21 protein-coding genes are annotated in these 24847 nt (G+C 68.0%); 11 read left to right on the top strand and 10 right to left on the bottom strand.

The window, feature by feature from the left end:
- Positions 1–921: a LysR family transcriptional regulator gene (locus N1F91_RS07540; protein WP_289991196.1), complete on the bottom strand. Its 921-nt coding sequence runs from the start codon at positions 919–921 to the stop codon at positions 1–3.
- A gap of 212 nt (positions 922–1133) precedes the next feature.
- Here N1F91_RS07540 and N1F91_RS07535 point away from each other — a divergent pair, with 212 nt between their 5' ends.
- From N1F91_RS07535 to N1F91_RS07510, 6 genes are all read left to right on the top strand, one after another.
- Positions 1134–1931: an HAD family hydrolase gene (locus tag N1F91_RS07535; RefSeq protein WP_289991193.1), complete on the top strand. Its 798-nt coding sequence runs from the start codon at positions 1134–1136 to the stop codon at positions 1929–1931.
- Positions 1931–2857, top strand: coding sequence for an ABC transporter permease (locus N1F91_RS07530; RefSeq protein WP_289991191.1), 927 nt, complete (start codon positions 1931–1933; stop codon positions 2855–2857). The genes N1F91_RS07535 and N1F91_RS07530 overlap by 1 nt, the downstream gene beginning before the upstream one ends.
- The gene (locus N1F91_RS07525) at positions 2854–3756 is read left to right on the top strand and encodes an ABC transporter permease (protein ID WP_289991188.1); all 903 of its coding nucleotides are present in this window, start codon (positions 2854–2856) and stop codon (positions 3754–3756) included. Before N1F91_RS07530 ends, N1F91_RS07525 begins: the two co-directional genes overlap by 4 nt.
- A 79-nt stretch (positions 3757–3835) precedes the next feature.
- A complete protein-coding gene (locus N1F91_RS07520; protein WP_289991186.1) occupies positions 3836–5389 on the top strand; it encodes an ABC transporter substrate-binding protein in 1554 nt (517 codons plus the stop codon).
- An 80-nt stretch (positions 5390–5469) separates the two neighbouring features.
- Complete coding sequence (locus N1F91_RS07515; RefSeq protein WP_289991185.1) at positions 5470–6342, top strand: metallophosphoesterase; 873 nt, start codon at positions 5470–5472, stop codon at positions 6340–6342.
- Complete coding sequence (locus N1F91_RS07510; protein WP_289991184.1) at positions 6339–8060, top strand: ABC transporter ATP-binding protein; 1722 nt, start codon at positions 6339–6341, stop codon at positions 8058–8060. The genes N1F91_RS07515 and N1F91_RS07510 overlap by 4 nt, the downstream gene beginning before the upstream one ends.
- A gap of 24 nt (positions 8061–8084) precedes the next feature.
- Here the strand turns inward: N1F91_RS07510 and N1F91_RS07505 are convergent, their stop codons facing one another.
- The 6 genes from N1F91_RS07505 to N1F91_RS07480 all read right to left on the bottom strand — a co-directional run bounded on the left by N1F91_RS07505 (position 8085) and on the right by N1F91_RS07480 (position 14102).
- Entirely contained in the window at positions 8085–8837 is a 753-nt protein-coding gene (locus N1F91_RS07505; protein WP_289991183.1) for a phosphodiesterase, read from the bottom strand.
- 191 nt (positions 8838–9028) lie between these two features.
- Complete coding sequence (locus N1F91_RS07500; RefSeq protein ID WP_289991180.1) at positions 9029–10051, bottom strand: LacI family DNA-binding transcriptional regulator; 1023 nt, start codon at positions 10049–10051, stop codon at positions 9029–9031.
- Positions 10048–10890, bottom strand: coding sequence for an ABC transporter permease subunit (locus N1F91_RS07495; protein WP_289991179.1), 843 nt, complete (start codon positions 10888–10890; stop codon positions 10048–10050). Before N1F91_RS07495 ends, N1F91_RS07500 begins: the two co-directional genes overlap by 4 nt.
- Positions 10887–11708: an ABC transporter permease subunit gene (locus N1F91_RS07490; RefSeq protein WP_289991177.1), complete on the bottom strand. Its 822-nt coding sequence runs from the start codon at positions 11706–11708 to the stop codon at positions 10887–10889. The genes N1F91_RS07495 and N1F91_RS07490 overlap by 4 nt, the downstream gene beginning before the upstream one ends.
- 74 nt (positions 11709–11782) lie before the next feature.
- On the bottom strand, positions 11783–12919 hold the full coding sequence (locus N1F91_RS07485) for an extracellular solute-binding protein (RefSeq protein WP_289991175.1): 1137 nt from the start codon (positions 12917–12919) through the stop codon (positions 11783–11785).
- A gap of 25 nt (positions 12920–12944) precedes the next feature.
- Complete coding sequence (locus tag N1F91_RS07480) at positions 12945–14102, bottom strand: ABC transporter ATP-binding protein (RefSeq protein ID WP_289991174.1); 1158 nt, start codon at positions 14100–14102, stop codon at positions 12945–12947.
- Between the two features lie 336 nt (positions 14103–14438).
- On the opposite strand from N1F91_RS07480, the gene N1F91_RS07475 reads away from it, so the two are divergent.
- The 5 genes from N1F91_RS07475 (at position 14439) to N1F91_RS07455 (ending at position 19589) form a co-directional block, all read left to right on the top strand.
- Positions 14439–15926, top strand: coding sequence for an ABC transporter substrate-binding protein (locus tag N1F91_RS07475; protein WP_289991173.1), 1488 nt, complete (start codon positions 14439–14441; stop codon positions 15924–15926).
- Between the two features lie 77 nt (positions 15927–16003).
- Positions 16004–16951, top strand: a complete 948-nt coding sequence (locus N1F91_RS07470) for an ABC transporter permease (RefSeq protein WP_289991172.1) — start codon at positions 16004–16006, stop codon at positions 16949–16951.
- Positions 16948–17775, top strand: a complete 828-nt coding sequence (locus tag N1F91_RS07465; RefSeq protein ID WP_289991171.1) for an ABC transporter permease — start codon at positions 16948–16950, stop codon at positions 17773–17775. The genes N1F91_RS07470 and N1F91_RS07465 overlap by 4 nt, the downstream gene beginning before the upstream one ends.
- 15 nt (positions 17776–17790) lie before the next feature.
- On the top strand, positions 17791–18804 hold the full coding sequence (locus tag N1F91_RS07460) for an ABC transporter ATP-binding protein (RefSeq protein WP_289991170.1): 1014 nt from the start codon (positions 17791–17793) through the stop codon (positions 18802–18804).
- On the top strand, positions 18801–19589 hold the full coding sequence (locus N1F91_RS07455; protein ID WP_289991168.1) for an ATP-binding cassette domain-containing protein: 789 nt from the start codon (positions 18801–18803) through the stop codon (positions 19587–19589). Before N1F91_RS07460 ends, N1F91_RS07455 begins: the two co-directional genes overlap by 4 nt.
- A 27-nt stretch (positions 19590–19616) precedes the next feature.
- Here the strand turns inward: N1F91_RS07455 and N1F91_RS07450 are convergent, their stop codons facing one another.
- From N1F91_RS07450 to N1F91_RS07440, 3 genes are read right to left on the bottom strand one after another with little or no spacing between them, the layout of a single operon-like run.
- Positions 19617–20984, bottom strand: a complete 1368-nt coding sequence (locus N1F91_RS07450; protein ID WP_289991166.1) for a M20/M25/M40 family metallo-hydrolase — start codon at positions 20982–20984, stop codon at positions 19617–19619.
- Positions 20981–23023, bottom strand: coding sequence for a hydantoinase/oxoprolinase family protein (locus N1F91_RS07445; RefSeq protein WP_289991164.1), 2043 nt, complete (start codon positions 23021–23023; stop codon positions 20981–20983). Before N1F91_RS07445 ends, N1F91_RS07450 begins: the two co-directional genes overlap by 4 nt.
- Positions 23010–24842, bottom strand: a complete 1833-nt coding sequence (locus N1F91_RS07440) for a hydantoinase B/oxoprolinase family protein (protein WP_289991163.1) — start codon at positions 24840–24842, stop codon at positions 23010–23012. Before N1F91_RS07440 ends, N1F91_RS07445 begins: the two co-directional genes overlap by 14 nt.
- Positions 24843–24847 lie beyond the last annotated feature (5 nt).

Here is a 24847-nt window from a genome sequence, read left to right as displayed (position 1 = left end):
TCACGAATCGCCCGTCTCCTGGAGACCCTTCGCGGTCATGTCCGCCCTGACCGAGGCGGCAAAGACCTTGGCGGAGGCGAAGAAGGCCTCGCTCACCTGGCCGGCATCGTCTCGCGGCGCGAAGACCACCTCGTCGTAGAGGCGCTCCATCTCGCGGACGGGAATGCGCCGGATCGCGTCCGTCCGGCCGGTGCCTTCGCGCCACATGAAGCCGACGCCGATGCCGTTTGCCACGGCCTCGTATACGCCGTCGCGCGTGTCGAGCGTGAGCAGAGGCACCGGGCTGAGACCGGCGGCGTTGAACGCCCGGTCGACGACGCGCTGGGTCGACGAACCGCGGGTGCGGAAGACGAGCGGCGCGGTGATCAGCTGCTCGCAGCTCAGGCAGTCCTCCCTCGCCAGCCCGCTGTCGGCGTTGACGATCGCTACGACCTGCTGGCGAACCAGCAGTTCGCGCCGGAAGCGACCGTCGTCCGGCAGGTTGGGCAGCACGCCGACGTCGACGCGGCGGCTGATGACGGCGGTGGTGATCTCCTCGAAGGAGCCGGTCTGCACCGAAATCGACACCGAGGGATGGCGCTTGTTGAACAGCGCGATGAGCGCCATGCCCGGCATCGAATTGCCGAGCCCGACCGACAGGTGTCCGTCGGCGAGCGCGTTGCGGCGGGTGAGGATGCGGGTCGCCGCGCTTTCGGCCTCCGTCATCCGTTCCGCCACGTCGCAGAGTTCCAGGCACAGCGGCGTCGGATGGAGCGCGCCGTTGCGGCGCAGGAACAGGCGCACGCCGAACTCCTCCTCGATGCCCTTCACATGCTGGGATACCGCCGGCTGGGAAATGCCGAGCGCCCGGGCGGCGGCAGCGAAGGAGCCGGAGGCGGCGACGGCGTTCACGGCGCGGATGCGGGTGGGCGAGACGGTCAAGGAAATCTCCAGCGGCAGAAGCGGGGCTTTGATCGAACCCAAGTCTAGCTGTCGTCTGTAAAGCCTGTGTCACAGAGAAGGCCCAGGTTGCAGATGCAGCGGGCGACGTGCCGGCTGCCCCATTGGACCCACAGGCGGACGGGACGAAACTGCTGCGGCGCGCATGCGCCGTCGGACAGCCTCGTCGTGCCCGTCGGCAGCGGAGCGCACGCGTGACGGACGAGACGATCAGGATAGAGGACATCGCGCAGGCCCCGGTCGAGGGCTGCGAAGCCATCTTCTGCGACCTCGACGGGTGCCTCGTCTCGGGCGGACACGTCTATCCGAACGTGCGGGAATTCGTCGCCCGCCATTCCGATCGCCTCTGGATCGTCTCGAACAATTCGTCCGACACCGCCGAGACGCTCTCGCGCCGCATCGCGGTCATCGGGCTCGCGGTGGAGGCGAGCCGCATCCTTCTCGCCGGCGAGCAGGCGGTGCGGCGGATCGCGGCGTCGCGACCGGGTGCGGCGATCTCGCTCTATGCCGAGCCGCCGATCCGCGATCTCGCCCGTGCGCTCGGCCTGCGGACGGAGGCCCGCAAGCCCGAGATCGTGCTTCTGGCGCGCGATGCAGGCTTCTCGGTGCGGGACCTCGCCCTGCTGATCGACGATGTCCAGGACGGCGCGCCCCTCGTCGTCACCAACATCGACACCGTGCATCCCGACGATCGAGGCCGCCCGGTTCCCGAAACCGGGGCGATCGTCGCGGCGGTCCGGGCCTGCGTTCCGTCGATCCGCTTCACCAGCATCGGCAAGCCGGCGCCGGACCTGGTCGAGCTTGGACTGAGGCTCAGCGGCGCTTCTCCCGCCGCCTGCATCTTCATCGGCGACAATGCGGGCACCGACGGCGTCGCGGCGGCGGCGGCGGGCGTCCGCTTCGTCCACCTGCGGCGCATGACCGCGAACGGACCACCGGCCGCGGGTGCGCTCGCGATGCCGGACGCGGCCGCAGCCGAGAGATCGATCTGATGCTGCGCCACATCACCCGCACCCTGTTCAAGATGGTCGTCACGCTCTTCGTGATCGTGACGCTGGTCTTCTTCGCCACCCGTCTGTCCGGCGATCCGATCGACTACGTCGTCGGCCAGGGGATCACGCAGGAGGATCGCGACCTGCTGACCCGCTATTACGGTCTCGACGCCTCGATCTGGGAGCAGTACGTCCGCTTCCTCGGCTCCTTCATCGACGGGCAGTTCGGCCTGTCCTTCGTCGAGCGGCGCCCGGTGGCCGAGATCGTGGCAGAGCGCATCTGGCCGTCGCTGCAACTGCTGCTGTCCGGCGTCTCGCTCACCATCCTCGTCGCCGTCCCGCTCGGCATCCTCGCCGCGATCCATCGCAGCAACTGGATCGGCAGCACGGTGATGACCATCGCCTTCGTCGGCTATGCGGTGCCGAACTTCGTGCTCGCCATCTTCATGGTGCTCGTCTTCGCCTTCACGCTGAACTGGCTGCCGGTGGTCGGCAACTCGACCCCGTGGCACTTCATCATGCCCACCATCACGCTGGCCGGCGCGCTGATCGCGGCGCTGACGCGCTTCACGCGCAACGCTATGCTCGACGTGCTCAGCCAGGACTTCATGCGCACCGCCCGCGCCAAGGGCCTGTCGGAAGCCGTCGTCATCCTGAAGCATGGCTTCTCCAACGCTTCGATCACCATCCTTTCGGTGCTCGGGCTGCAGATCGCCGGCCTCGCCGCGGCCGGAAACGTTGTCGTCGAGGCGATCTTCGCCTGGCCCGGCATCGGCGACCTGCTCGTCAACGCGGCGATCCTGCGCGACTTCCCCGTGCTGCAGTTCGCCGTGCTCGCGGTCGCCTTCGCGGTGATCATCGTCAACGGATTGATCGACATAGCCTATGCCTATGCCGATCCCCGCATCCGGCTCGGGAGGGCATGATGGCCGAGGCAGCGATCGCAACCGCCGCGTCCCGTCCCGGCCTTCTGGCCGACGCAAGGCGGATCTGGAATGACGCGAACGGCGTCCAGCGCGCGGCGATCTGCATCGCCGTCCTGCTTCTGATCGTTGCGGCGTTCGCGCCGTTCATCGCGCCGCACGAGCCGACGGCGCAGAGCCTGATCGCCCGGCTGCGCCCGCCCTTCGGCTTCGAACGCTACAGGGAGGGCTATCTGCTGGGCACCGACGAACTCGGCCGCGACGTGCTGTCGCGCTCGCTCCACGGCCTGCAGCTGACGCTGATCCTCGCCGCCCTCGGCGCCACGATCGGCCTCGTGCTCGGCGGGGCGCTCGGGCTGGTTTCCGGCATCGCCGGCGGTCTCGTCGACGACATCATTATGGGCGCGGTCGACGCCCAGATCGCCATCCCCTTCACCCTCATCGCGCTGCTGACGCTGGCGATCTTCGGGTCGTCCATCGAGGTGATGGTGCTGGTGCTCGGCCTGTACGGCTGGGAACAATATGCCCGCATCGTGCGGGGCGAGGTGCGGCGGCTGATGGCGATGCCCTTCATCGAGGCAGCGCGCGCGGCCGGGGCGTCCGGCGGGCGGATCGCCTTCCGGCACGTGCTGCCGAACGCGGTGTCTCCGCTCGTCGTCCAGTTCACCCTGTCGATTTCCAACATCGTGCTTCTGGAATCGACGCTGTCCTTCCTCGGCATGGGCGTGCAGCCGCCGACGGCAACGCTCGGATCCATGGTCGGCATCGGCCGCGACTACCTGCCGACGGCGCCGTGGATCGTGGTCGCGCCGGCCGTGATGATCCTCTTCGTCACCTTCGCCGTCCAGATCCTCGGCGACTGGCTGCGCGACCGCGCCGACGTGCGGCTGCGCGGCAGATGACCCGTTTCCCATTCAAGAAGAAGAGGCCCTTCCGAGGCCCGCCGATCCCAAACCCAACCGTCCTTTCAGGAGGCATGACATGACCAGGTTCCTTGCGACGACCGCGATCGCCACCGTACTCGCGGGCTCCGCCTTCGCCGTCGAACTGACCGTCGGCGCGGCCAACGTGACCGGCTTCATCGATCCGGGCCGCGACCATTCGAACGTCGGGTCGCAGTTCTACTACAACAGCTTCGACACGCTGGTCGAAAAGAACTACGACAAGCTCCAGGGCGAGTTCCGCCCCGGCCTCGCCACCGAATGGACGCTGGTCGAGCCGACCGTGATGGAGCTGAAGCTTCGCCAGGGCGTCACCTTCCACAATGGCGAGGCGATGACCGCCGACGACGTGGTGTTCTCGCTCAACCGCATGTACCAGGCGACCTTCCCGCCCTACCAGGTGCGCGCCCGCGACCGGCTCGCCAATTTCGACAAGGCCGAAAAGATCGACGACTACACGGTGCGCATCCACGCCAAGCGCGAGGAGCCGCTGTGGGAGACGCTGCTCAACCTGCAGCAGGTCATGATCATCCCGGAAGACTACACCAAGGGCCTGACCGGCGATCCCAAGGTTGCCGAGAACGACGACTTCGAGGCCTTCTCGCTGAAGCCCGTGGGCACCGGTCCCTACGCCATCACCCAGCTCGTTCCCGGCGAAACGCTGGTCTGGGAACGTTTCGACGGCTTCTGGGGCGAGAAGGCACCGCTGGACAAGGTGACCGTGAAGCACATGCCCGAGACCGCCTCGCGCATCACGGCGCTGAAGACCGGCGAGGCTGACCTCGTCACCAACATCGCGCCCGACCAGCTGTCGCTGATCGAGTCCGATCCGGCGCTCAAGGCCGCGGGTTCGGCCACTGCGCTGTTCCACGTCATGATCATGAACGCCAACCATCCTGTGCTGAAGGACCCGCGCATCCGCCAGGCCATGAGCCTCGCGGTGGACCGCGACACGCTCAACGAGGCGCTGTGGCTCGGAAAGGCGATCGTGCCTGCGTCCCACACCATGGAGGAGTTCGGCGAACTCTACATGCCGGAGCTCAAGACCTTCGAGTACAATCCGGAGAAGGCGAAGCAGCTGCTCCAGGAGGCCGGCTACAAGGGCGAGGAGATCGTCTACACGAGCTTCCCGACCTACTACACCAACGGCCTGCTCGCCGCGCAGGCGATCGTGGAGATGTGGAAGGAAGTCGGCATCAACGGCAAGGTCAACGTGGTCGACAAGTGGAACGGCGGCGATGCCGACATGATGGCCCGCAACTGGTCGAATCCGATGTACTTCGCCGACCCCTTCGGCTCGTTCGGCGTGATGTGGGCGCCCAAGGGGCCGTCGGAGTCGGAAGGACGCTTCAACACTGACGCGGCCTATGCCGAGGCCTGGGAGCGTTTCCGCTTCTCCAAGGACGTCGAGGCGCGCAAGGCTGCCTATGCCGAACTGATGGAGCGTATCAGCCAGGATCCGCCGGTGCTGCCGCTCTACCGGCCGTTCGAATCCTGGGCGATGAACAAGAACGTCAACTGGGCGCCGAAGCCCGGCCACATCCCCTACGTCCTCGATTTCCGCGCCGGTTCGATCTCCTTCGCCTCGAACTGACGCCCGTTCTCGAAGCGCCGCCGGCCTGCGCCGGCGGCGCATCGCGCCCCATGCCAGCCTGAACAACGGGAACCGAAGCCATGTCCGTCCGCATCTGCGTCGTTGCCGACATTCACCACGGAAAGCCTTCCGCGACCAAGCGGGGCGACACCGCGCTGCCCCTGATGGCGGAGTTCGCCCGCTTCACCAACGAGGCCCGACCCGATCTCGTGCTCGACCTCGGCGACCGGATCTCCGACGAGAACCGGGAGACCGACCTCGTCCTCCAGAAGGAGGTCGGCCAGGCATTTCGCCAGGTCGAAGCGCCCATCCACCACTTCAACGGCAACCACGACCGGGACCACCTGGAGGTCGCCGACAACGAGACCATCCTCGGCCAGCCGATGAAGTCGATGACGCTCGATGTGGGCGGCTGGCGCATTGCGCTGTGGCGGGCGGACGCGAAGATCCATCGCGACGCGGAGCGCCAGGGCTTCGTCCTTCGCGAGGAGGACCTGCTCTGGCTGTCGCGCACCGCACAGGCCGCCGACCGCCCCCTCCTCGTCGTCAGCCACGTGCCGATCTCTGGCCACGCCCAGACCGGCAACTACTATTTCGAGCGCAATCCCGGCGTCTCGACTTATCCGATGGCCGAGCGGACCCGCGCGGCGCTTGCGCAGGCGCGCGTCCCCGTCGTCTGCCTCGCCGGCCATGTCCACTGGAACACGGTGACCACGGTCGACGGCATCACGCATCTGACACAGCAGTCGCTGACCGAGAGCTTCACCACGCAAGGCGAGCCTGCCGGCGCGATGGGGCTTCTCGAGCTGGGCGAGACCGTGAACTGGCAGGTCGCCGGCCGCGATCCGATCGCCTTCGGCTTCACGCCGTCCGCGAGCCGCTGGACCCCGCCGCTGCCGGTCTTCGCCGAGCATCCGGAGATCGGAGCGCGAATGCGGAGGGCCGCTTCGTGACGCCGCTGCTGTCCGTCCGCAATCTCAAGGTCGGCTTCGGCGCCACGGAGGCGGTGCGCGAGCTCTCCTTCGACGTGCCGAAGGGCGCGACGCTGGCGCTTGTCGGCGAATCGGGCTCGGGGAAATCCGCCACTGCCCTGTCGATCCTGCGGCTGATCGAACGGGAGGGCGGAAGGATCGCTGGCGGCACCATCACGCTGCACGAGGAGGGCGGCCCCGTCGACATCACGGCGCTCGACGAACGGCAGCTGCGCGGGCTGCGCGGCAACCGCATCTCGATGGTCTTCCAGGAGCCGATGACGTCGCTCAATCCGGTGCTGACCGTGGGAAACCAGGTCGCCGAGGTGTTCATCCGCCACCGCTCGATGAGCGGCAGACAGGCGCTCCTCGCCGCGCGGGATGCGCTCGACAGCGTCCGGATCCCGGAGCCGCAGCGCAGGCTGTCGCAATATCCGCACGAACTCTCCGGCGGGCTGCGCCAGCGGGTGATGATCGCCATGGCGCTCGCCTGCCGGCCGAAGCTGCTGATCGCCGACGAGCCGACGACGGCCCTCGACGTCACCACCCAGGCGGAAATCCTGAGCCTGATCCGGGATCTGCAGGCCGAGATCGGAATGGCCGTCCTGTTCATCACGCACGACATGGGCGTGGTGGCCGAGATCGCCGACCGGATCGTGGTCCTGCGCCAGGGGCGAAAGGTCGAGGAAGGTGCGGTCGCCGATGTCTTTGGCGCGCCGAAGCACGCCTACTCCCAGCAACTGATGGCGGCGACCCCGAAGCTGGGTTCCGGTTCGCCTGCCGCGCCGTCGGGGGCCTCGAAGCTTCTCGACGTGCGCGACCTGACCACCCGTTTTGCGGTTCGCAGCGGCTTTCTTGCCGGGCGCCGCAGCATCGAGGCGGTGCGCGGCGTCTCGCTCAGCCTCGGGCGCGCCGAGACGCTCGGGCTGGTGGGCGAGTCCGGCTGCGGCAAGTCCACGCTGGCGCGCTCGATCCTGTGCCTGATCGAGCCATCGAGCGGCGCCATCCTGCTCGACGGCCAGGACGTGATGCGGGCCGACCGGCAGGGCCTGCGTGCCATGCGCCGGCACGCGCAGATGATCTTCCAGGACCCCTATGCCAGCCTCAACCCCCGCCTGCCGGTGCACGATCTCGTCACCGAGCCGGCCCGGATTCACGGCGTCGTGTCGGCGCGCGACCAGCGCGACCTCGCCGCGGAGCTCCTGCAATCCGTCGGACTGCAGCAGGATGCGGTCGACCTCTATCCGCACCAGTTTTCCGGAGGCCAGCGCCAGCGGCTCTGCATCGCCCGCGCGCTCTCCGTGAAGCCCAAGCTCATCGTCGCCGACGAGCCCGTCTCCGCGCTCGACGTCTCGATCGCCCGTCAGGTCACCGACCTGATGCTGGAACTGCAGCAGCGCGAGGGCATCTCCTTCCTGTTCATCAGCCACGACATCGCCGTCATCGAGCGCGTCAGCCACCGCATCGCTGTCATGCATCGCGGCGAGATCGTCGAGACCGGGCCGTCGCAGTCGGTGCTGCGCGATCCGCGCCATGCCTACACGAGGCGGCTGCTCGCATCGGTGCCGCGCCATGATGTGTCAGGCCGCCGCGCCGCGCTCGAGCCGCTGCCGGCAAAAGCTGTACCGGCGGGACCCGCCAATGGCGCAGGGCTCCGCGAAGCCGCCCCGGGCCACTTCGTTCGGGAGAACGCTGCTTGACAGGGCGTCAGGGACGTCCCGGGATCATTCCCCCGGGGACAGTTCCTGCGTGTGTACGATGACCGCGTCGTGGTCGACCAGCACGACACTGTAGGCGGGCGCTTCGAAGCTTACCTCGTGCGGCCCCTCAAGACGCAGGGCCGACTGGTGGTTGGTGCCGCGAACCGTCGTGAAGGGGATGCCCTGCCAGCTGCCGTGGGCCAGCCGATGGACGTGGCCAGCGAAGAGATGGCGCACATTGCCGTGCCTGCGGATCAGCGACAGCAGCTTGTCCGGCTCACCGAGCCGGCACTCGTCGAGTGAGGGGATGCCGAGGCGGAACGGCGGATGATGCAGGAAGAGGAGCGCCTCGGCCGCCCCGACGAGTTGCCGGCCGAGCCATCGCAGCCGTGTCTCGCACAAGAGCCCGTCGACATGTCCCGGCCGGAGCGTATCGAGCAGGATGATCCGCGTGCCGTCGATGTCGACGCTCGACTGGATGAACCCGTCCTCGTCGGCCGGCTGTGACAATGTCCGCAGGAAGCGGGCGCGATCGTCATGGTTGCCCATCATGAAGCGATGCGGCGGCGCGAGGTGGACGATGCGTTCGGCGAGGGCTTCATACGCGGCGGCTTCGCCGTCATCGGTCAGGTCGCCGGCAAACACGACGAGGTCGGCATCGGCATGCGTTCGGTTGATGTCGGCGATGCAGGCTTCGAGCCCGCGCAGCGGATCCATGCCGAAGAGGGTCTTGCCCGGCGCGACCAGATGAAGATCGGAAACGAGGATGATCTTCATGCCGTCGACCCGGCGTCGGAGGTGTCGATCGATGTCATGATGATGCCCGCGCAGCGCACAGTCGATGAGCCGAGGGTGGACCGGCGCGCAAAGCGGGAGAGACCCGGCGCCGTAGCGTCGCGGAAGAGGTGTGTCGCGGTCCGGACGCTTGCGGTATTGTCGTAGTCCTGCGGGGTATGCATCGGTTCTCGTTATTCGTTTCGAGTGCTGTCGCGGAGGATGAGGACCGGGTCCAGCTGGATGATCGACGGTGCCGCGCCGGGGTCTGCAAGCCGCCGGTCGAGCTGCTCGATGGCGCGCGCGGCCATCTCGTCCGGGTCCTGCCGGAACGTGGTCAGGCGGTAGGCGTCCCACGACGCCTCCGGAATGTCGTCGAAGCCGATGACGGACAGGTCTCCCGGCACACGAAGCTTGAACCTGATCCGCGCGGCGTCGAGCAGACCAATCGCGATCAGGTCATTGACGCAGAAGATCGCCTGCGGCCGCTCGGCCTGGCCCAGCAACACGGCCGCCGCCTGCTGGCCGCCCGCATAGTCGGAATCGCCACCCCGCGCCGTCTGCACGGTCGCGCCGAGCCGCTGCGCCTCGGCGACGAATGCGCGTTCGCGTTCGACGATGCTGGGCGTGCCGGAGTCGGAGCCCGCCAGACCGAGCCGCATGATGCCCCGTCCAACGAACAAGGCCGCCGCCTTCGCCGCAGCCCCGGCGTTGTCGATGCGCACGTGGTCGCAGTCCGGCTCGGAACGGCCGAGCATGACGAGCGGCTGCCCGTTCTGGCGGGCCAGTTCGGCAAAGGATGCGGGCGGCGAGCCGGACAGAATGATGGTTGCCTCGGCGCGGTATCCGAACAGGGCTGTCTGGGCGGCCTGGATCTCAACCTCGGAATCGCCCGTGTTGATGAGGAAGGGAACGTTGCCCCTCCGGATCAGCGCGCGGCTCAGCGCCGCGACGAGGTGGGCGCGAAAGCCCAGTTCCGGCTTGGTGACGACGAGGCCGACCAGCCGGCTGCGGTTTGCCAGGAGGCCACGCGCGAGGTCGTTGACCCGGTAGCCAAGCTGTGCGGCTGCCCTGTCCACCTTGTCGCGGGTCTCGGCGGCGATGCTCGCGCCGGGCGTGAACGCGCGCGAGACGGCCGAGCGCGACACGCCGGCAAGCTGCGCGACCTGCTGTGCGCTCACGAAGCTCGGCGCCCCCTGCTTGGCGTCCCGTTTCAATGGCCGACCTTCGAAAGCACATCGGATCTGAGGAATCGTTCCACCACCAGCATGAAGCCCACTGAAGGAATGAGGAGCAACAGCGCCGTGATGGAGGCGATCTGGTAGTTGCCGCCCGCGCTCGCGGTGTAGAGCAGAAGCGGCAGCATGTTCACGTCCGGTGCGCCGACGAAGTAGCTGCCGGTGAATTCGTCCAGCGATTCCAGAAACACGAAGATGGCGCTGGCCAGAAGGCCGGGCGCGGCCAGCGGCAAGGTCACGTCCCTGAAGGTGCGCAGCGCACTCGCACCGATCGACCGCGCCGCCTCTTCCAGCTCCGTATCGATTGCCGAAAAAGCGGCGGTCGCGATCCATACGGCATAGACCAGTCCGTGGGTGACATGCACCAGCACCACACCCGTGACGGTTCCGTTGAGGCCCAGCTGATAGAAAAGCCGCGCGATGTTGACGTAGACGGGCAGGTTCGGAAACGCCTGCGGCACGAGGAAGGCAAGCAGGATCAGGGCGCGAAAGGGCAGTTCCAGGCGCGACAGCGCATAACCGGCGGGAACCGCCAGCGCCATCGACGCCATGACGGTCATGGATGCCACGACGACGCTGTTGGCGAGCGATTCCATTGCCGTGCCGCGGGGCGAGAACACGCGCTCCCAGTAGCTGAAGCCATAGTCCAGCGGCATCGCGTGCGGGAAATACCAGCGTTCGGCAACTGTCCACAGCAGCAGGTTGGTCAGCGGGCCGAAGATCGCGAAGGCCAGGAGGCCAAGCACGATGGCTCTCGGGATCCACCACAGGTCGAAGCGGGAGGCGAGGCGGGCGAGCCAAGGGATCGATCGGGTCATGACCGCTCTCGAAGGGTCTGACGCAGATAGAACCAGCCGACGCAGGCGCTGGCGACGAGCGAGATGAGGCCAAGGGCATTGGCGACGCCGTAGTCGCCATAGGCATTGATGCGGAAGGCGATGTCGGCGGTGATCATGGTCGGAGACTGTGCGTTGATCATCAGGGGCACGGACAGGACCGACATCATCGTGACGAAGGACAGAACAAGACCGACCATCAGGGTGGTGGCCACCTGCGGCACGATGATCTCCACCAGGATGCGCAGGCGCGAGGCGCCGAGATTGCGTGCCGCCTCGATCGTGCTGCGGTCGACCGACGCCATCGCCCCCGAAACCAGCAGGGCGACGAAAGGCGTCTGCTTCCAGACGAAAGCGATGACGATGCCGCGCCAGTCGAGGAAGCTGACGGCCTGCAGCGGGGTGATGAGCCCGACCTCGATCAGGACGTTGTTCATCAGGCCGTTCTTGGCCAGAAAGGTGCGCAGGATCTGGCCGACGACGATGAAGGGAATGAACAGCGGCCAGCGGTAGAGCCAGCGCAGGATCGCGACGGCGCGGGGATTTTCGCCAAGCACGAGATAGCCGCCGATGGCGACGGACAGAATGCCGATGATGGCCGTCGAAAGCGAGACGATGACGACCGTGAAGACGATGTCGGACGTATAGAGTTCGAACGACTTGGCGAAGTTGCCGAAGCCAAACCTGTCTTCCACCTTGAAAGCGCCGACGAGCGACGTCGCGAGCGGCACGACGAACAGGAGGAGGATCACCGCCAGCGCTGGCAGCACGAGAAGCAGTCCGAGAAGATGTTTCGGCATCGATCGATCCGGATCGCGGCTACGGGGAGGCCGCCCGCGCGGGGCGGGCGGCCGAAGCTCTGCGGTGGCAGGGCTCAGTTGGTGACGTGACGCTCGTAGGCCTCGAGGATCGCCTTGTTGTAGGGGGCGATCGGGAAGGGCTTTCCCTTGGTGGCGAGATCGTCCGGGGTGACGTCGATGAACAGCTTGTTCCAGGTCGCCTCGTCGAGTTCGGCCTGGACATGCTTTGCATCGATGCCCGGATACCAGTTGAAGCGCTTGACGATGCCTTCGGCCTGCACCTTGGCGCTGGTCGCCAGTTCGACGAACTTCTCGGCCAGGTCCTTGTTCGGCGCGTTTGCCGGGATCACGTAGTGCATCGGCTGGCCGGGCATGCCCGGAGCGGGAAGCACCAGCTTGAACTCGGGCGGCAACTGGCCGTTGGCCTGCCAGGAGTAGAACATGTCGACCCAGACGGGTCCGACGGCGATCTCGCCGCGCGAAAGCAGGTCGAGCGTGCCGGCATTGCCCGGCGTGAGCGTCGCATGGGTGGTGAAATCGGCCAGGCTGTCGAAGGCGCTGTCCCACTTCGTGGCCTCGGTCTCCTCGAACGGCCCGTTCATCAGCTTGTCGGCGTCGCCGTCTCCGAAGGCATAGATCCAGCCCATCACGAAGCTGACGCCGGAAGCGCCGCCCTTGATGCCGTTGTAGCCGAACTGCTTCGGGTTGGCTTTGGCCCATTCGGCGAGTTCCGCGTAGCTCTTCGGCGGATTCGGCAGCAGGGCCGGATTGTAGGCCAGCGCGGTCTGGCTGTTGAACATGGGCATCACATAGCCCTTGACGTTGGCGCCCAGCGCCATGTCGGCGTTCGACCGGGTCACGAGACCGCCGGTGGCGATGCGGTCGCGGTAGTTGTCGAGATAACCGGCCTCGACCATCGGGCCGACGAACTTCTCGTGCACGACGGCGACGTCGGTGTCCCAGACCTTAGCGTCGGCCTGCTTCTGCGCCTCGAAGCGCTCGAGGATTTTCTGCGAACCGGCGTCACCCGGCCCGGTGCCGACGGCGCGAACGGTATTGCCGGGGTTCTGCTCCTCGAAGAGGGGGGCGAGGTATTCGTTGACGTAGTCGACCATGTTCTGGTCGCCTGCGGTGATGAGCGTCAATTCGGCTGCGGAGGCCGGCACGGCCGAAAGGCTCAGAGCCAGCGATGCCTGGAGGAGTTTCTTCATGGTTGATGTCTCCGTTCGACAAGGTTCATGCGTGGGATGCTTCCAGGACGCGGGCGGCGCCACCCTCGTTCAGGGAACTCGGTTGCGGCCGCGAATCACGGCCTTGCTGATTGAAAAGAAAGAGATTTTTCGCCGGGATCCGGACGCGCACCGCCTGGCCCTGTGCGCATGGCCGGGCGGCATCGATCAGCATGATGTCGTCGCCGACCCGCACCGAATGTCGCCACGCCCCGCCGGGATAGCTCGCGGCCTCGACATGACCGAACAGATCCAGCGCGTCGACCGCTTCGGACACCGGCATCCCGTCGTCGATCAACTGCGCGCCTTCGGTGCGGAACCGCGCCTCGAACCCGCCGCTTTTCAGATTGCGCCCGTCCAGCGGCAAAATGGCCTTCGCGTTGGCGTCGCTGGCATCGATGGCGATCCTGCCGCCGCCCACGGAGCCGTTGAGCGCGATCACGTTTTCCGCGCCCATGAAGGCGGCGACGAAGGGCGAGGCCGGACGGTTGAACACCTCTTCCGGCGCGCCCTGCTGGGCGATGCGGCCGGCGTCCAGAATGACGATCCGGTCGGCCATCACCATGGCTTCCTCGCGATCGTGGGTCACATGCACGGCGGTGATGCCCAGCCGCTTCTGCAACGCGCTGATGTCGTGGCGCACCTTGAGGCGGATGCGCGCGTCGAGGTTCGACAGTGGCTCGTCGAGGAGCAGGATGGACGGATCGACAGCCAGCGCGCGTCCCAGCGCCACGCGCTGGCGCTGCCCGCCCGAAAGGGCGGTCGGCTTGCGGCTGCCGAGGCCGGCCAGGCCGAGCAGTTCCTGCAATTCGCCGACCCGGCGGTCTATGCCTGCGCGGGGCGTTCCGCGCAGCTTGAGGCCATAGCCGATGTTCTGCGCGACCGTCATGTGCGGCCAGAGCGCATAGGACTGGAAGACGAGGGCCATGCCGCGCCGGTCCGGCGGAAGACGGGTCACGTCCTCGCCGTCGACTCGGATCGTCCCCGCATCGGGCTTCACGAACCCTGCCAACGCCCGCAGCAGCGTGGTCTTTCCGCAGCCCGAAGAGCCGAGAAGAGCCACGAACTCGCCTTTGCGGATCGACAGGTCGAGCCCGTCGAGGACCGTCGTCTTTCCGTAGCCGACGGAAATCTGCTCGACGCTGACGAAGTCGTTCTTGCCCATGATCTGCCTTTGCACAGCTGTGCAATCGCGCTCGCAGCGCCGTTTACGTACGCGGCAGCGATAGGGGCCATTCATAACGCTGGCATGACGGCGGAGCCTTTTTCGCGTCTGGCGTCGTCGCGGGGAGGGGACAGCTACGCACATCCGGGCCGGTCCGAACCGGAAGCGGCGTCACTGTCCGTCGATCAGGTGACGCCATGGATCCGCCCTTTGCCGACACGGCCAGGGCGCCAGATCCTGATGCGCGGACACGTGCCGCAACAGTCCAGCCCCTGTCATGCGACCGACACGCGATCCTCCTATTCAGCGACCATCCTTCCACGACGGAGCAGAACCATGACACGCTCGACAGCCATCGCCGGCTCCATGCTCGGCGCCCTGCTGCTGACTGCCTTCCCCGCCTGGTCGAAGACGGACATCGTCATCGGCATGCAGCAGGAGCCGACGTCCCTCGATCCCACCAGCGACGCGACGGCGTCGATCGACGGCATGCTCGCCCACAACGTCTTCGAGGCGCTGACCTCGGTCACCGAGCAGGGCGAAGTCGTCCCGGAACTCGCGAAGGGCTGGACCCTGTCGGATGACGGCCTGACCTACACCTTCGATCTCCAGCAGGGCGTGACCTTCCACGACGGCACGGCCTTCGACGCCGCCGACGTGAAGTTCTCCTTCGACCGCGCCATGGGTGCCGACAGCGTGAACCCGTCCAAGGGCATCTTCGAGCCGATCGCGGCCGTCACCGTGATCGACCCGGCGACGCTGGAGCTCAAGCTCAGCCGGCCGGACGCCTTCCTGCTGTTCAACCTCGCCCAGGGCGATGCCTCGATCGTGGCGCCCGAGTCGGTCGAACTCGCCAAGACCACGCCGGTCGGCACCGGTCCCTTCCGGTTCGACAGCTGGACCCGCGGCGACCGCCTGACGCTGGCGAAGTATCCGTCCCACCGCGATGCCGCGACCGTGCAGATGGAGAAGATCACGTTCCAGTTCATCGCCGACCCGGCCTCGGCGAGCGCGGCTCTCCTGTCGGAGACGCTCGATGCCTATCCCGGCTTCCCTGCGCCGGAGATGATGGCGCAGTTCGAGGCCGATCCGCGCTTCGCGGTCGAGATCGGCAGCACCGAAGGCGAGGTCATCATGGCGATGAACAACGCCAGGGCGCCCTTCGATGACATCCGCGTGCGCCGCGCGATCAGCCATACGCTCGACCGCAAGGCGATCATCGACGGCGCCATGTACGGCCAGGCGACGCCGATCGGTAGCTTCTATCCGCCGCACGGCAAGGCCTATGTCGACCTGACCGGGATGTACCCGCACGACGTCGCCAGGGCGAAGGAACTGCTCAAGGAAGCAGGCGTCGCCGAAGGCACCGTGATGACGCTGCGCGTGCCGCCGTTCCCCTACGCCACACGCTCGGCCGAGATCATCCAGGCACAGCTTGCCGAAGCCGGGCTCGACGTGAAGGTCGAGAACGTCGAGTGGGGCTTCTGGCTGGAAGAGATCTACAAGAAGCTCAACTACGACATGACCATCATCGCCCACACCTCGCCGAACGACATGAGCAACTTCGCCCGCGGCAAGAGCTATTTCTACGGCTACGAAAATCCCGAGTTCACCGCGCTCTGGGACCGGATCAAGACCGAGGCCGACCCCGAGAAGCGCGACGCGCTGCTGAAGCAGGGCCAGGAGTTCCTGGCGACGGAGGCCGTTCATGGCTTCCTGTTCCAGCTGCCGAAGCTCGGCGTCGTCCGCAAGGAACTGTCCGGCTTCTGGAAATCCTCGCCGGTGCTGTTCCAGCCGCTGGCGCAGGTGAAGTGGGACGGCTGAGACCGCTTGCCGCAGGGGCGGCAGCGCACGGAAGTGCGCTGCCGCCTGAGTCGCTCCCGGCCGATTGAAGATCTCGCATGGTTCTGTTCCTTGCCAAGCGCACGGTGGGTCTGCTCGCGACGCTGCTTGCCGTCTCCATCGTCGTCTTCCTGGTCATGAACGTGCTGCCGGGGGATCCGGTGCTGGTGATCCTCGGCATCGACTCCACCCCGGACGCGCAGGCGGCCCTGCGCGAGCAGCTCGGCCTGAACGCGCCTCTGCTCGAGCGCTACGTCTCGTGGATCGCGGGCGTCCTGCGCGGCGATTTCGGCACCAGCCACTCCTTCGGCGTCCCCGTCGCCGGACTGATCGCCGAGCGCCTGCCGCTGACGCTTTCGCTGGCCCTCTCGGCCACGCTTCTCACCGTCGTCCTGGCGCTGGCGCTCGGGGTCTTCGCCGCTTCGAACCACCGCAAGGCGGGAGACTGGGGTGTCATGACGCTGTCCCAGCTCGGCATCGCCGTGCCGGCCTTCTGGCTGTCGATGCTCCTCGTGCTTCTGTTCGCCGTCAGGCTGCGCTGGCTGCCGCCCGGCGGCTTTCCGGGCTGGAGCGATCCGGCCGCGGCCCTCCGGGCGCTGGTGCTGCCCACCGTTGCGTTGGCGCTGGTGCAGGCGGCGGTGCTGGCACGGGTCACCCGCTCTTCCATGCTCGAGGTGCTGCGGCTGGACTTCACCCGCACCGCGCTGGCGACCGGCCTGTCGCGCGGCCGCGTCCTGTGGCGCCACGTGCTGCCCAACGCCCTCGTGCCGGTCGTCACCATCGTCGGCATGCAGTTCGCCAACGTCGTCACCGGCACCATCGTCATCGAGAACGTCTTCTACCTGCCGGGCCTCGGGCGGCTGATCTTCCAGGCGATCAGCAACCGCGACCTCATGACGGTGCAGGCGCTGGTGCTGCTGTTTGCGGCCATCGTCGTCACCGCCAACTTCGTCGTCGACATCCTCTATGTGCTGATCGATCCGCGGCTGCGGGGGCGGCTGGCATGAGCGCGCGCCCCTCCCTGCCGGTGAGCCTGGTGCTCGGCGGCGCGCTGGTGGCAGCGTTGACCGCTGCTGCGCTGCTGTCGCTCGTCTGGACGCCGCATCCCTTCGCGGCGATCGATGTCGCGAACCGGTTCCAGGGGCCGAGCGCGGACCACTGGCTGGGCACCGACCAGCTCGGCCGCGACATGGTCTCACAGCTCATGGCGGGCGCGCGCACCTCGGTCGCCATCGCCTTCGTCGCGGTCGTGCTCGGCGGGGCGATCGGTACCGCGCTCGGGCTCCTGGCCAGCGCCGTCGGCGGCATCGTCGAGGACGCGGTCATGCGGCTCGCCGATTTCAGCTTCGCCTTTCCCGCGCTGCTCTTCGCGATCATGCTCGCCGCCGTCTTCGGCCCCTCGCTTGCCAACGCCATCGTGGCGATCGCCTTCATCAACATCCCCGTCTTCGCCCGCGTCTCGCGCGCCGCCGCCAATCAGGTGTGGACACGGGAATTCACGCTGGCGTCGCAGGTCGCCGGCCGCGGTGGCTTCGCCATCACGGTCGACCACATCCTGCCCAACATCGCCGCGCCCGTCATCGTCCAGGCGACGATCGAGTTCGCCGTCGCCATCCTCGCCGAAGCCGCGCTGTCCTATCTCGGCCTCGGCGTCCAGCCGCCGGCGGCCTCGTGGGGACGCATGCTGTCGGAGGCGCAGACGCTGCTCTATCTCGCGCCGCAGCTCGCCATCTATCCCGGCCTGTGCATCGTCGCCGCGGTGCTCGGCTTCAACCTGCTCGGCGACGGGCTGCGCGACATCACCGATCCGCGCCTGTCGCGGCGGCCATAGATAGGGGGCCGGACTATGCTCGAGGTCGAACGCCTGTCCATCCGTTTCGGCGAGGCTTTTGCGGTGCGCGAGGCGAGCCTGTCGGTGGCGCCCGGCGAGCGCGTGGGGATCGTCGGCGAATCCGGCTGCGGCAAGTCCGTGCTCGCCGCCAGCCTGCTCGGACTGGCGCCCGAGGCGGCACGGGTGGCCGGCTCGATCCGCCTGTCCGGCGCCGAGCTGGTGGGTGCGTCCGAGCGGCGCTGGCGCTCGCACCGGGGCCGTGACATCGCCATGGTCTTCCAGGAGCCGATGAGCGCGCTCAACCCGCTGCGACGGATCGGCCAGATCCTCGCCGAACCGATCGTCCTGCACCAGGGGCTCAGCCGGATAGCGGCCGAGGTCCGGGTGCTCGCTCTCCTCGACGAGGTCGGTATTCCCGACCCGCGCGCACGGCTGTCGCAGTTCCCGCATCAGCTGTCGGGCGGCCAGCGCCAGCGCGTGCTGATCGCGCTGGCGCTGGCCGCCGATCCCTCGATCCTGATCGCGGACGAGCCGACGACGGCGCTCGACGCGAACATGGCGGTCAGGATCGTCGACCTGCTGGTCGATCTGACGCGCAGCCGCGGCATGGGTCTCATCTTCATCAGCCACGATCTCGGGGTGGTGGCGCGAGCGACGGAGCGGGTCATCGTCATGTATGGCGGCGACATCGTCGAGACCGGTCCGACCCGCGGCACCCTCGCGGCGCCGCGCCATCCCTACACCGCGGGCCTCCTCGCCGCCCGGCCGTCGATCGCCCGGGTGGGTGCCGTGCGAACGCGTCTTTCGACCATCCCCGGCACGGTGCCGCCGGTCGGACGCCGCGCGCCGGGATGCCCGTTCAGCGGCCGCTGCGCGGTCGAATTGCCGCGCTGCGCCGGCGATCGGCCCCGGGCGATCGATCTCGGAGAGGGCGCCCGGGCGGCATGCCACCGGCTCGCCGACGCCGGGCCGCGGGGCGATCGCGTTCCGGAGGATGCGTCCGGCCGGGCGCCTGAGGCCGTCCGATGACCCTCGACAGCCCGATCCTGTCGGTCGACGCGGTCTCGCGCCGCTACCGGCTGCCGCGCCGGACGCTCTTCGGGCCGGCTCCGCGTCTTGCCGCCGTCCAGGACGCCAGTCTGGTGGTCGGGCGCGGCGAGGTGCTCGGCATCGTCGGCGAAAGCGGCTCGGGCAAGTCGACGCTGGCCCGCATGGTCATGGCGCTGGAAAGGCCCGACGGCGGGACGATCCGCATCGACGGCGTCGACCCGCACCGCTGCGGCCGCGCCGAGCTGACGAAACTGCGCAGGCGCATGCAGATGGTGTTCCAGGATCCCTTCGGCTCGCTCGACCCGCGCCGGGACATCGGCTGGAGCGTGGCCGAGCCGCTGCTCGCGGCGTCCGGCCTCGCGCGCGAGGAACGCAGATCGACGGTCCTCGACATGCTCGGGCGGGTCGGCATCGATCCCGATGCCGCGCCCCGATATCCGCATGAATTCTCCGGCGGCCAGCGCCAGCGCATCGCGATCGCCCGAGCGCTCGTCACCCGGCCGGCGCTGCTCGTGGCCGACGAGCCGGTCGCCTCGCTCGACGTGTCGGTCCAGGCCCAGATCCTCAACCTGCTGATGGACCTGCACGAGGAATTCGGCCTGTCCATGCTCGTCATCAGCCACGACCTTGCCGTAATCGCCAGCATCTGCGACCGCGTCGCCGTGATGAAGTCGGGTCGCATCGTCGAGACCGGCGCCACCCGCTCGGTGCTGACCGCCCCCGCCCACGCCTACACGAAGGAACTCGTCGCTGCGTTCGTGTAGCCGCTGTGGCCCCGCCGCAAGCTGGCCCTATGCGCCGAGCTTGCCGAGTTCCCACAGCAACGCCGAGCCGGTGCGGATGCCGTCGACGAAGCGGACGATTTCGAGGTTCTCGTTCGGCGCGTGGTTCGCCTCGTCGGCATTGGCGTAGGGCACGACGAAGGACGGAACGCCGAGGATCTTGGTGAAGGCGTAGTCGGGCAGACTGCCGCCGACACCCGGATAGAGCAGCGGCTCGACGCCGCGCGCGGCTTCCACCGCCCGCCGCAGCGGGGCAGCGAAGGGCGAATCCATCGACGTTTTGGACGGCAGCATGCTGTTCAGCGGCACGAACTCGACGTCCGGCGCGCGGTTTTCCACATGGGCGCGGATCTTCTCGTAGACGTAGTCAGGCGTCAGCGGCTCGACCAGCCTCATGTCGCACTTCACGAAGGCCTCGCACGGCAGCACCGTCTTCATGCCCGGTCCGCCATAGCCGCCGTGGAAGCCGTTGATGGTCAGCGTGGGGTGGAACATCAGCCGGTCGAAATAGCCTCGCCCAGCAGGACCGTCGAGTTCGGCGAGCCCGAGATCGGCCTTCACCTGCTCGATGTCCACCGGCAACCGCGACATGGCCTCGCGCTCGGAATTCGTCGCCGGGATCACCGGCTCGTTGATGCCCTCGATGGTGATCTCGCCATCGGCGCTCTTCATCGTGGCGAGCAGCTGCACGAGCTTCCAGATCGGGTTCGGAACGATGCCGCCGAAATTGCCGGAGTGCACGTCGCGGCTGGCCGTCCTGCAGCGCAGCTCGAAGCTCGCCACGCCGCGCACGCCGAACGTGATGACCGGCAGGCCGGATTCGTGCAACGGCCCGTCGGAGGTCACGACCAGGTCTGCCTGCAGGCGATCTGCGTGTTCCCGGACGAAGCTGGCGATCTGCGGGCTGCCGATCTCCTCTTCGCCCTCGAGCAGGAAGATGATGTTGCACGGCAGGTCGCCGTGCACGGCCAGGTGTGACTCGATCGCCAGAAGCTGCGCGAAATGCTGGCCCTTGTTGTCGCCGATGCCGCGCGCATAGATGCGGCCGTCGCGGATGGTGGGTTCGAAGGGCGGGCTGACCCAGAGCTCCAGCGGGTCTGGCGGCTGCACGTCGTAGTGGCCGTAGAGCAATACCGTCGGCTTGTCGGGCGAGACCATGCGCTTGCCGAGCACCATCGGGTGGTTGGCCGTGGCCACCGCCTCGGCCTCCATGCCCAGCTCCTTCAGCGTCTCGACCAGGAGCGCCGCGACCTCGCGGATGCCGATGTCGTGGGCGCTGATCGAGGGGTGGCGGACGTAGTCCATCACCCGTTCCACGAAGGAATCGCGATTGGCTTCGATATGGTCGAAGACCGCCTGGAGCTTCGCGTCGGTCATTGCAGGCCCTCTTGATGATGCGTCAGCAGGATGGCGCCGGTCTCGTGCACAGTGCCCGACCAGCCGGGCGGTACCAGCGTGGTGGTGTCGAGCTGGGTGAGGATGAGGGGGCCGGCGAAGCTGGCCCCTGCGCCGAGCGAGGCGCGGTCGACGAGCGGGGTGCTGATCTTCCCGCCGTCGAAATGCACCCCCACGTGGTCGTACGGCGTCACAGCGGAGGAGACCGACAGCCGGATCGGCGGCTGCTGCGCCGTCAGCCCGACGGCCTCGATGCGCAGCGTGACGAGTTCGATCGCCGCGCCGAGCGTGAAGCCGTAAAGCGCCTGGTGCTCTGCCTGGAAGGCGTCCTCGGTCGCCTCGCGCGTTCCTGCCCAGCCGATGGCGATCTCGCCGCCCTGGCCGTGGTAGCGCAGCAAGGCGACGCGGGAGGCGCGGCGGTCGTCGGGCGCGACGCCTTCGACGTCGAGCCAGGCCCTGGCCTGCTCCTCGAGCTGGATGAAGATCGTTTCGGCTTCCGCAACGTCAATCGCCCCGGCGCACGGAAGCGTGCGGCTGAACTCGGCCTTGAGATCGGCCGCAAGCAAGCCGTCGGCGCAGAGGATGCCCGGCGCGGGCGGGATCATGACGCTGGTGATGCCCAGCAGCTCGGCGAGTGCCGTTCCATGCAGCGGGCCGGCGCCGCCGAAGGGCACGAGGGTGAACTTGCGCGGATCGTGGCCACGCTCGACCGAGACGACGCGCACCGCGCCCACCATGTGGTTGTCGACGATGGCGAGAACGCCACGCGCGGCGTCTTCCGGCGAGAGGCCGAGCGGTGCGGCGACCGTGTCGCGGATCACCGCGTGCGCCGCCCGGACGTCGAGCGTCATGCGCCCGCCGAGGAGCTTTGCTGGCAGGTGGCCGAGCACCACATGCGCATCGGTGACGGTTGCTTCGCGGCCGCCATGGCCGTAGGCGGCGGGACCTGGCCGCGCGCCGGCGCTGCGAGGGCCGACCGTCAGCGTCTCGTCGGTGACGGCTGCGATCGAGCCGCCGCCAGCGCCGATCGTCACCATGTCGACCATCGGCAGCGGCAGCGGCCATTCGCCCACTCTGCCACTCTGGGTGAGACCGATCTTTCCGTCCTTGATGAGGCAGATGTCGGCGCTGGTGCCGCCGATGTCGACGGTGATGATATCGCGGATGCCGCAGGCCGCCGCGATCGCCCGCGCGCCCACGACACCGGCGGCGGGGCCGGACAATGCGGTCAGCGCCGGAGCCTGGCGGATCGCGGCGGCTCCGGCGACGCCGCCGTTGGACTGCATCAGCAGCAGCGGCGCCGACACGTTCTCGTCCGCCAGCCGCTGCTCGATGCGGCCGACATAGGTGGTCACGCCTGGCATCACGCTGGCATTGAGCACGGTCGTCAGCGAGCGCTCGTATTCGCGCACCACGGGCAGCACGTCGGTGGAGATGGTGACTGCCATGCCGGGCAGTTCCTCGCGCAGGATCTCGGCGGTCCGCCGCTCATGTGCGGGATTGGCGAAGGCGTGCAGCAGGCACACGCCCACCGCCTCGACGTCCATGTCGCGCAAGGCTGCGGCTGCCTCGCGAACGGTGGCTTCATCGAGAGGCTCGACCACGGTTCCACCGGCGCCGATGCGCTCGTTCACCTCGACGATGCGGGAGGCCCGCACCGGGCGCGGGGGCTTCGTCCAGGTGTAGAGGTTGGCCTTGCGCGGAATGTCCTGGCGACCGATGTCGAGCACGTGGCGGAAGCCCCGTGTCGTCACCAGCGCCGTGCGCGCACCCTTGCCCTCGAGGATCATGTTGGTGGCGACCGTGGTGCCGTGCAGCACCTGCCCGAGCCCCGATGCGTCGGCGCCGGCCTCGGCGAGTGCGAGGCGGATGCCGGCGAGGAACGCCTCCGACGGGTCGGTCGGAACGCTCGGCGTCTTGGCGCGCCAAACCTTGCCGCTGGCGCGGTCGATCAGCGAGACGTCGGTGAAGGTGCCGCCGATGTCGACGGCGATGGCGAGCGAGGATTCAGGCGAGGACATCGACGTACTCCGTGCGATGGAAGCGGCCGGCGGCGGGTCGGTCGACGCGCGCGCGCGCCGTGGCGGCTTCGTCCACCGCGTTGCCGGACAGGATGACGCCGTAGAGGCCTTCGGCGGCTTCGCGGCTGACATAGCCGCCGAGCACGTCCTCAAGCACCTTGGCGGGCAGGCGGTCGAAAGGGTGGCCGTAGCCGCCGCCGCCGCCGGTCTCCATCCGCAGGATGTCGCCGCGCACCAGCCGGTTGCCGTCGGAAAGCGGCCTGAGAACGCGCTCGCGGTCGGTCCCCGGGTTCACGACAGCCCGACCGGTGCCGCCGCCCATGCCGCCATGGATGCCCCAGGGGGGATTCTTCAGGCTGTCGATGCGCACGGCGAGCAGCGCGTCCTCGGCGAGGATCTCGTATTCGCGCACGATGCCGCAACCGCCGCGATGCGTGCCCGCGCCGCCAGAATCGCGGGCGATGCCGTAGCGCAGCAGCCGGATCGGATAGCCGGTTTCGAGAAATTCGACCGGGTAGTTTTCCTGCGCGACGAAGTAGACCGCGTCGATACCGTCGGCGTTCGGCCGCGCGCCATAGCCAACGCCGATGCCGTCGGCGAGCAGGAACCTCTCCAGTTCGCCCGCCTCGTTGCGGAACCTGCCGCGCATGATCGAGATGACATAGGCGGAATTCGCCGCTGGCGCGTTGCCGCCCGCGACGTTGACGAGGCCGCCGATCGCAGAGATCACGCGCATGGTGGTCAGGCCGCGCATGCCCAGGGGGGCCGGCCATTTCGGCAGCAGGAATGAGCCCTCGCGCAGCCGCACCTCGTCGATCGCGTTCGGGCCGCCCGCGTTGCAGACCTGCGCGGAATCGCCGCCGAGGTAGAACAGGCCGAGCGCCATGCCGGGCACGCCGCGGTTCATCAGGTAGTTGACCGGACCCGGCGCCTGGTCGTCGCTTTCGGTCGCGTCGAAGATGAAGCGGTCCTCGCCGTCCTTTCCCTTTTGGCGGGTCAGCGCAAAACGCATCCTGAACGGGCCATTGCCGTGGCCATCCGCGTCGATCGCGTCGGTGAAGCGATGCGTTCCATAGTCGAAGGTCTCTGCCAGCCTGGCGCGCACGAGCCGCCGCGTGCGGGCGAGAAGCTGCGCGAACGCATCGGCCACCACCTCCGCGCCGAACCGGTCGAGGATTTCACCGACGCGCCTGACCCCCAGTTCCACGCTCGCCATCAGCGCCCGCATGTCGCCATTGCTCTGCTCGGGGAAGCGCGAGTTGCGGTGGAAGATCGCCAGCGTCGCCTCGTTGGTCACGCCCTGGTCGATCAGCTTGGTCGGCGGGATGATGATGCCTTCCTGGAAGATATCCGTCGCGTCGGGGCTGATCGACCCCGGGTGCATGCCGCCGATGTCGGCGAAGTGCGCCCAGCTCATCACGAAGGCGCAGCGCTTGCCGTTCCTGAACACGGGCGCCAGCAGCACCTGGTCGTTGGAATGCGAGACTGCGCCGCGCGAGCCGTAGCAGTCGTTGTACCAGTAGAGGTCGCCGGGCTTCATCGTCTCGGGCGGAAAGTGCTCGAAGACGGGGCTGGTCATGTCGCCGAAGATCGGCACCATGGAGCCGATCGCCATCACGCCATTCTCGTCGAACAGGGCGGTGTAGAAGTCCTTCTTCTCGCGGATGAAGGCGGAGATCGCGGTGCGCTCGAGAAGCGCTTCCATCTCCGACTGCGCGGCCGCGATCGCGCCGCGGATGATCTCCAGGGAGACGGGGTCGCAGGCCGGCCGATCCGGGGTCGGATCGGGCGCCTGCGCGGTTCTGGCCGTTTGGAGCATGGGGG

This window comes from Aquibium sp. ELW1220 (genome assembly GCF_030398385.1).
In the GTDB taxonomy this organism is placed as follows: domain Bacteria; phylum Pseudomonadota; class Alphaproteobacteria; order Rhizobiales; family Rhizobiaceae; genus Aquibium.
Note: the sequence above shows the minus strand (reverse complement) of the source record. Positions and strands in the feature narration are given on the sequence as shown.

Bases quoted from the DNA above. Each gene is read 5' to 3' on its own strand.
- N1F91_RS07495 (WP_289991179.1), bottom strand. From the start codon at position 10,890: ATGACCCGATCGATCCCTTGGCTCGCCCGCCTCGCCTCCCGCTTCGAC.
- N1F91_RS07450 (WP_289991166.1), bottom strand. From the start codon at position 20,984: ATGACCGACGCGAAGCTCCAGGCGGTCTTCGACCATATCGAAGCCAAT.
- N1F91_RS07480 (WP_289991174.1), bottom strand. From the start codon at position 14,102: ATGGGCAAGAACGACTTCGTCAGCGTCGAGCAGATTTCCGTCGGCTAC.
- N1F91_RS07470 (WP_289991172.1), top strand. From the start codon at position 16,004: ATGGTTCTGTTCCTTGCCAAGCGCACGGTGGGTCTGCTCGCGACGCTG.
- N1F91_RS07455 (WP_289991168.1), top strand. From the start codon at position 18,801: ATGACCCTCGACAGCCCGATCCTGTCGGTCGACGCGGTCTCGCGCCGC.
- N1F91_RS07505 (WP_289991183.1), bottom strand. From the start codon at position 8,837: ATGAAGATCATCCTCGTTTCCGATCTTCATCTGGTCGCGCCGGGCAAG.
- N1F91_RS07520 (WP_289991186.1), top strand. From the start codon at position 3,836: ATGACCAGGTTCCTTGCGACGACCGCGATCGCCACCGTACTCGCGGGC.
- N1F91_RS07515 (WP_289991185.1), top strand. From the start codon at position 5,470: ATGTCCGTCCGCATCTGCGTCGTTGCCGACATTCACCACGGAAAGCCT.
- N1F91_RS07525 (WP_289991188.1), top strand. From the start codon at position 2,854: ATGATGGCCGAGGCAGCGATCGCAACCGCCGCGTCCCGTCCCGGCCTT.
- N1F91_RS07485 (WP_289991175.1), bottom strand. From the start codon at position 12,919: ATGAAGAAACTCCTCCAGGCATCGCTGGCTCTGAGCCTTTCGGCCGTG.
- N1F91_RS07530 (WP_289991191.1), top strand. From the start codon at position 1,931: ATGCTGCGCCACATCACCCGCACCCTGTTCAAGATGGTCGTCACGCTC.
- N1F91_RS07475 (WP_289991173.1), top strand. From the start codon at position 14,439: ATGACACGCTCGACAGCCATCGCCGGCTCCATGCTCGGCGCCCTGCTG.
- N1F91_RS07445 (WP_289991164.1), bottom strand. From the start codon at position 23,023: ATGTCCTCGCCTGAATCCTCGCTCGCCATCGCCGTCGACATCGGCGGC.
- N1F91_RS07440 (WP_289991163.1), bottom strand. From the start codon at position 24,842: ATGCTCCAAACGGCCAGAACCGCGCAGGCGCCCGATCCGACCCCGGAT.
- N1F91_RS07465 (WP_289991171.1), top strand. From the start codon at position 16,948: ATGAGCGCGCGCCCCTCCCTGCCGGTGAGCCTGGTGCTCGGCGGCGCG.
- N1F91_RS07490 (WP_289991177.1), bottom strand. From the start codon at position 11,708: ATGCCGAAACATCTTCTCGGACTGCTTCTCGTGCTGCCAGCGCTGGCG.
- N1F91_RS07460 (WP_289991170.1), top strand. From the start codon at position 17,791: ATGCTCGAGGTCGAACGCCTGTCCATCCGTTTCGGCGAGGCTTTTGCG.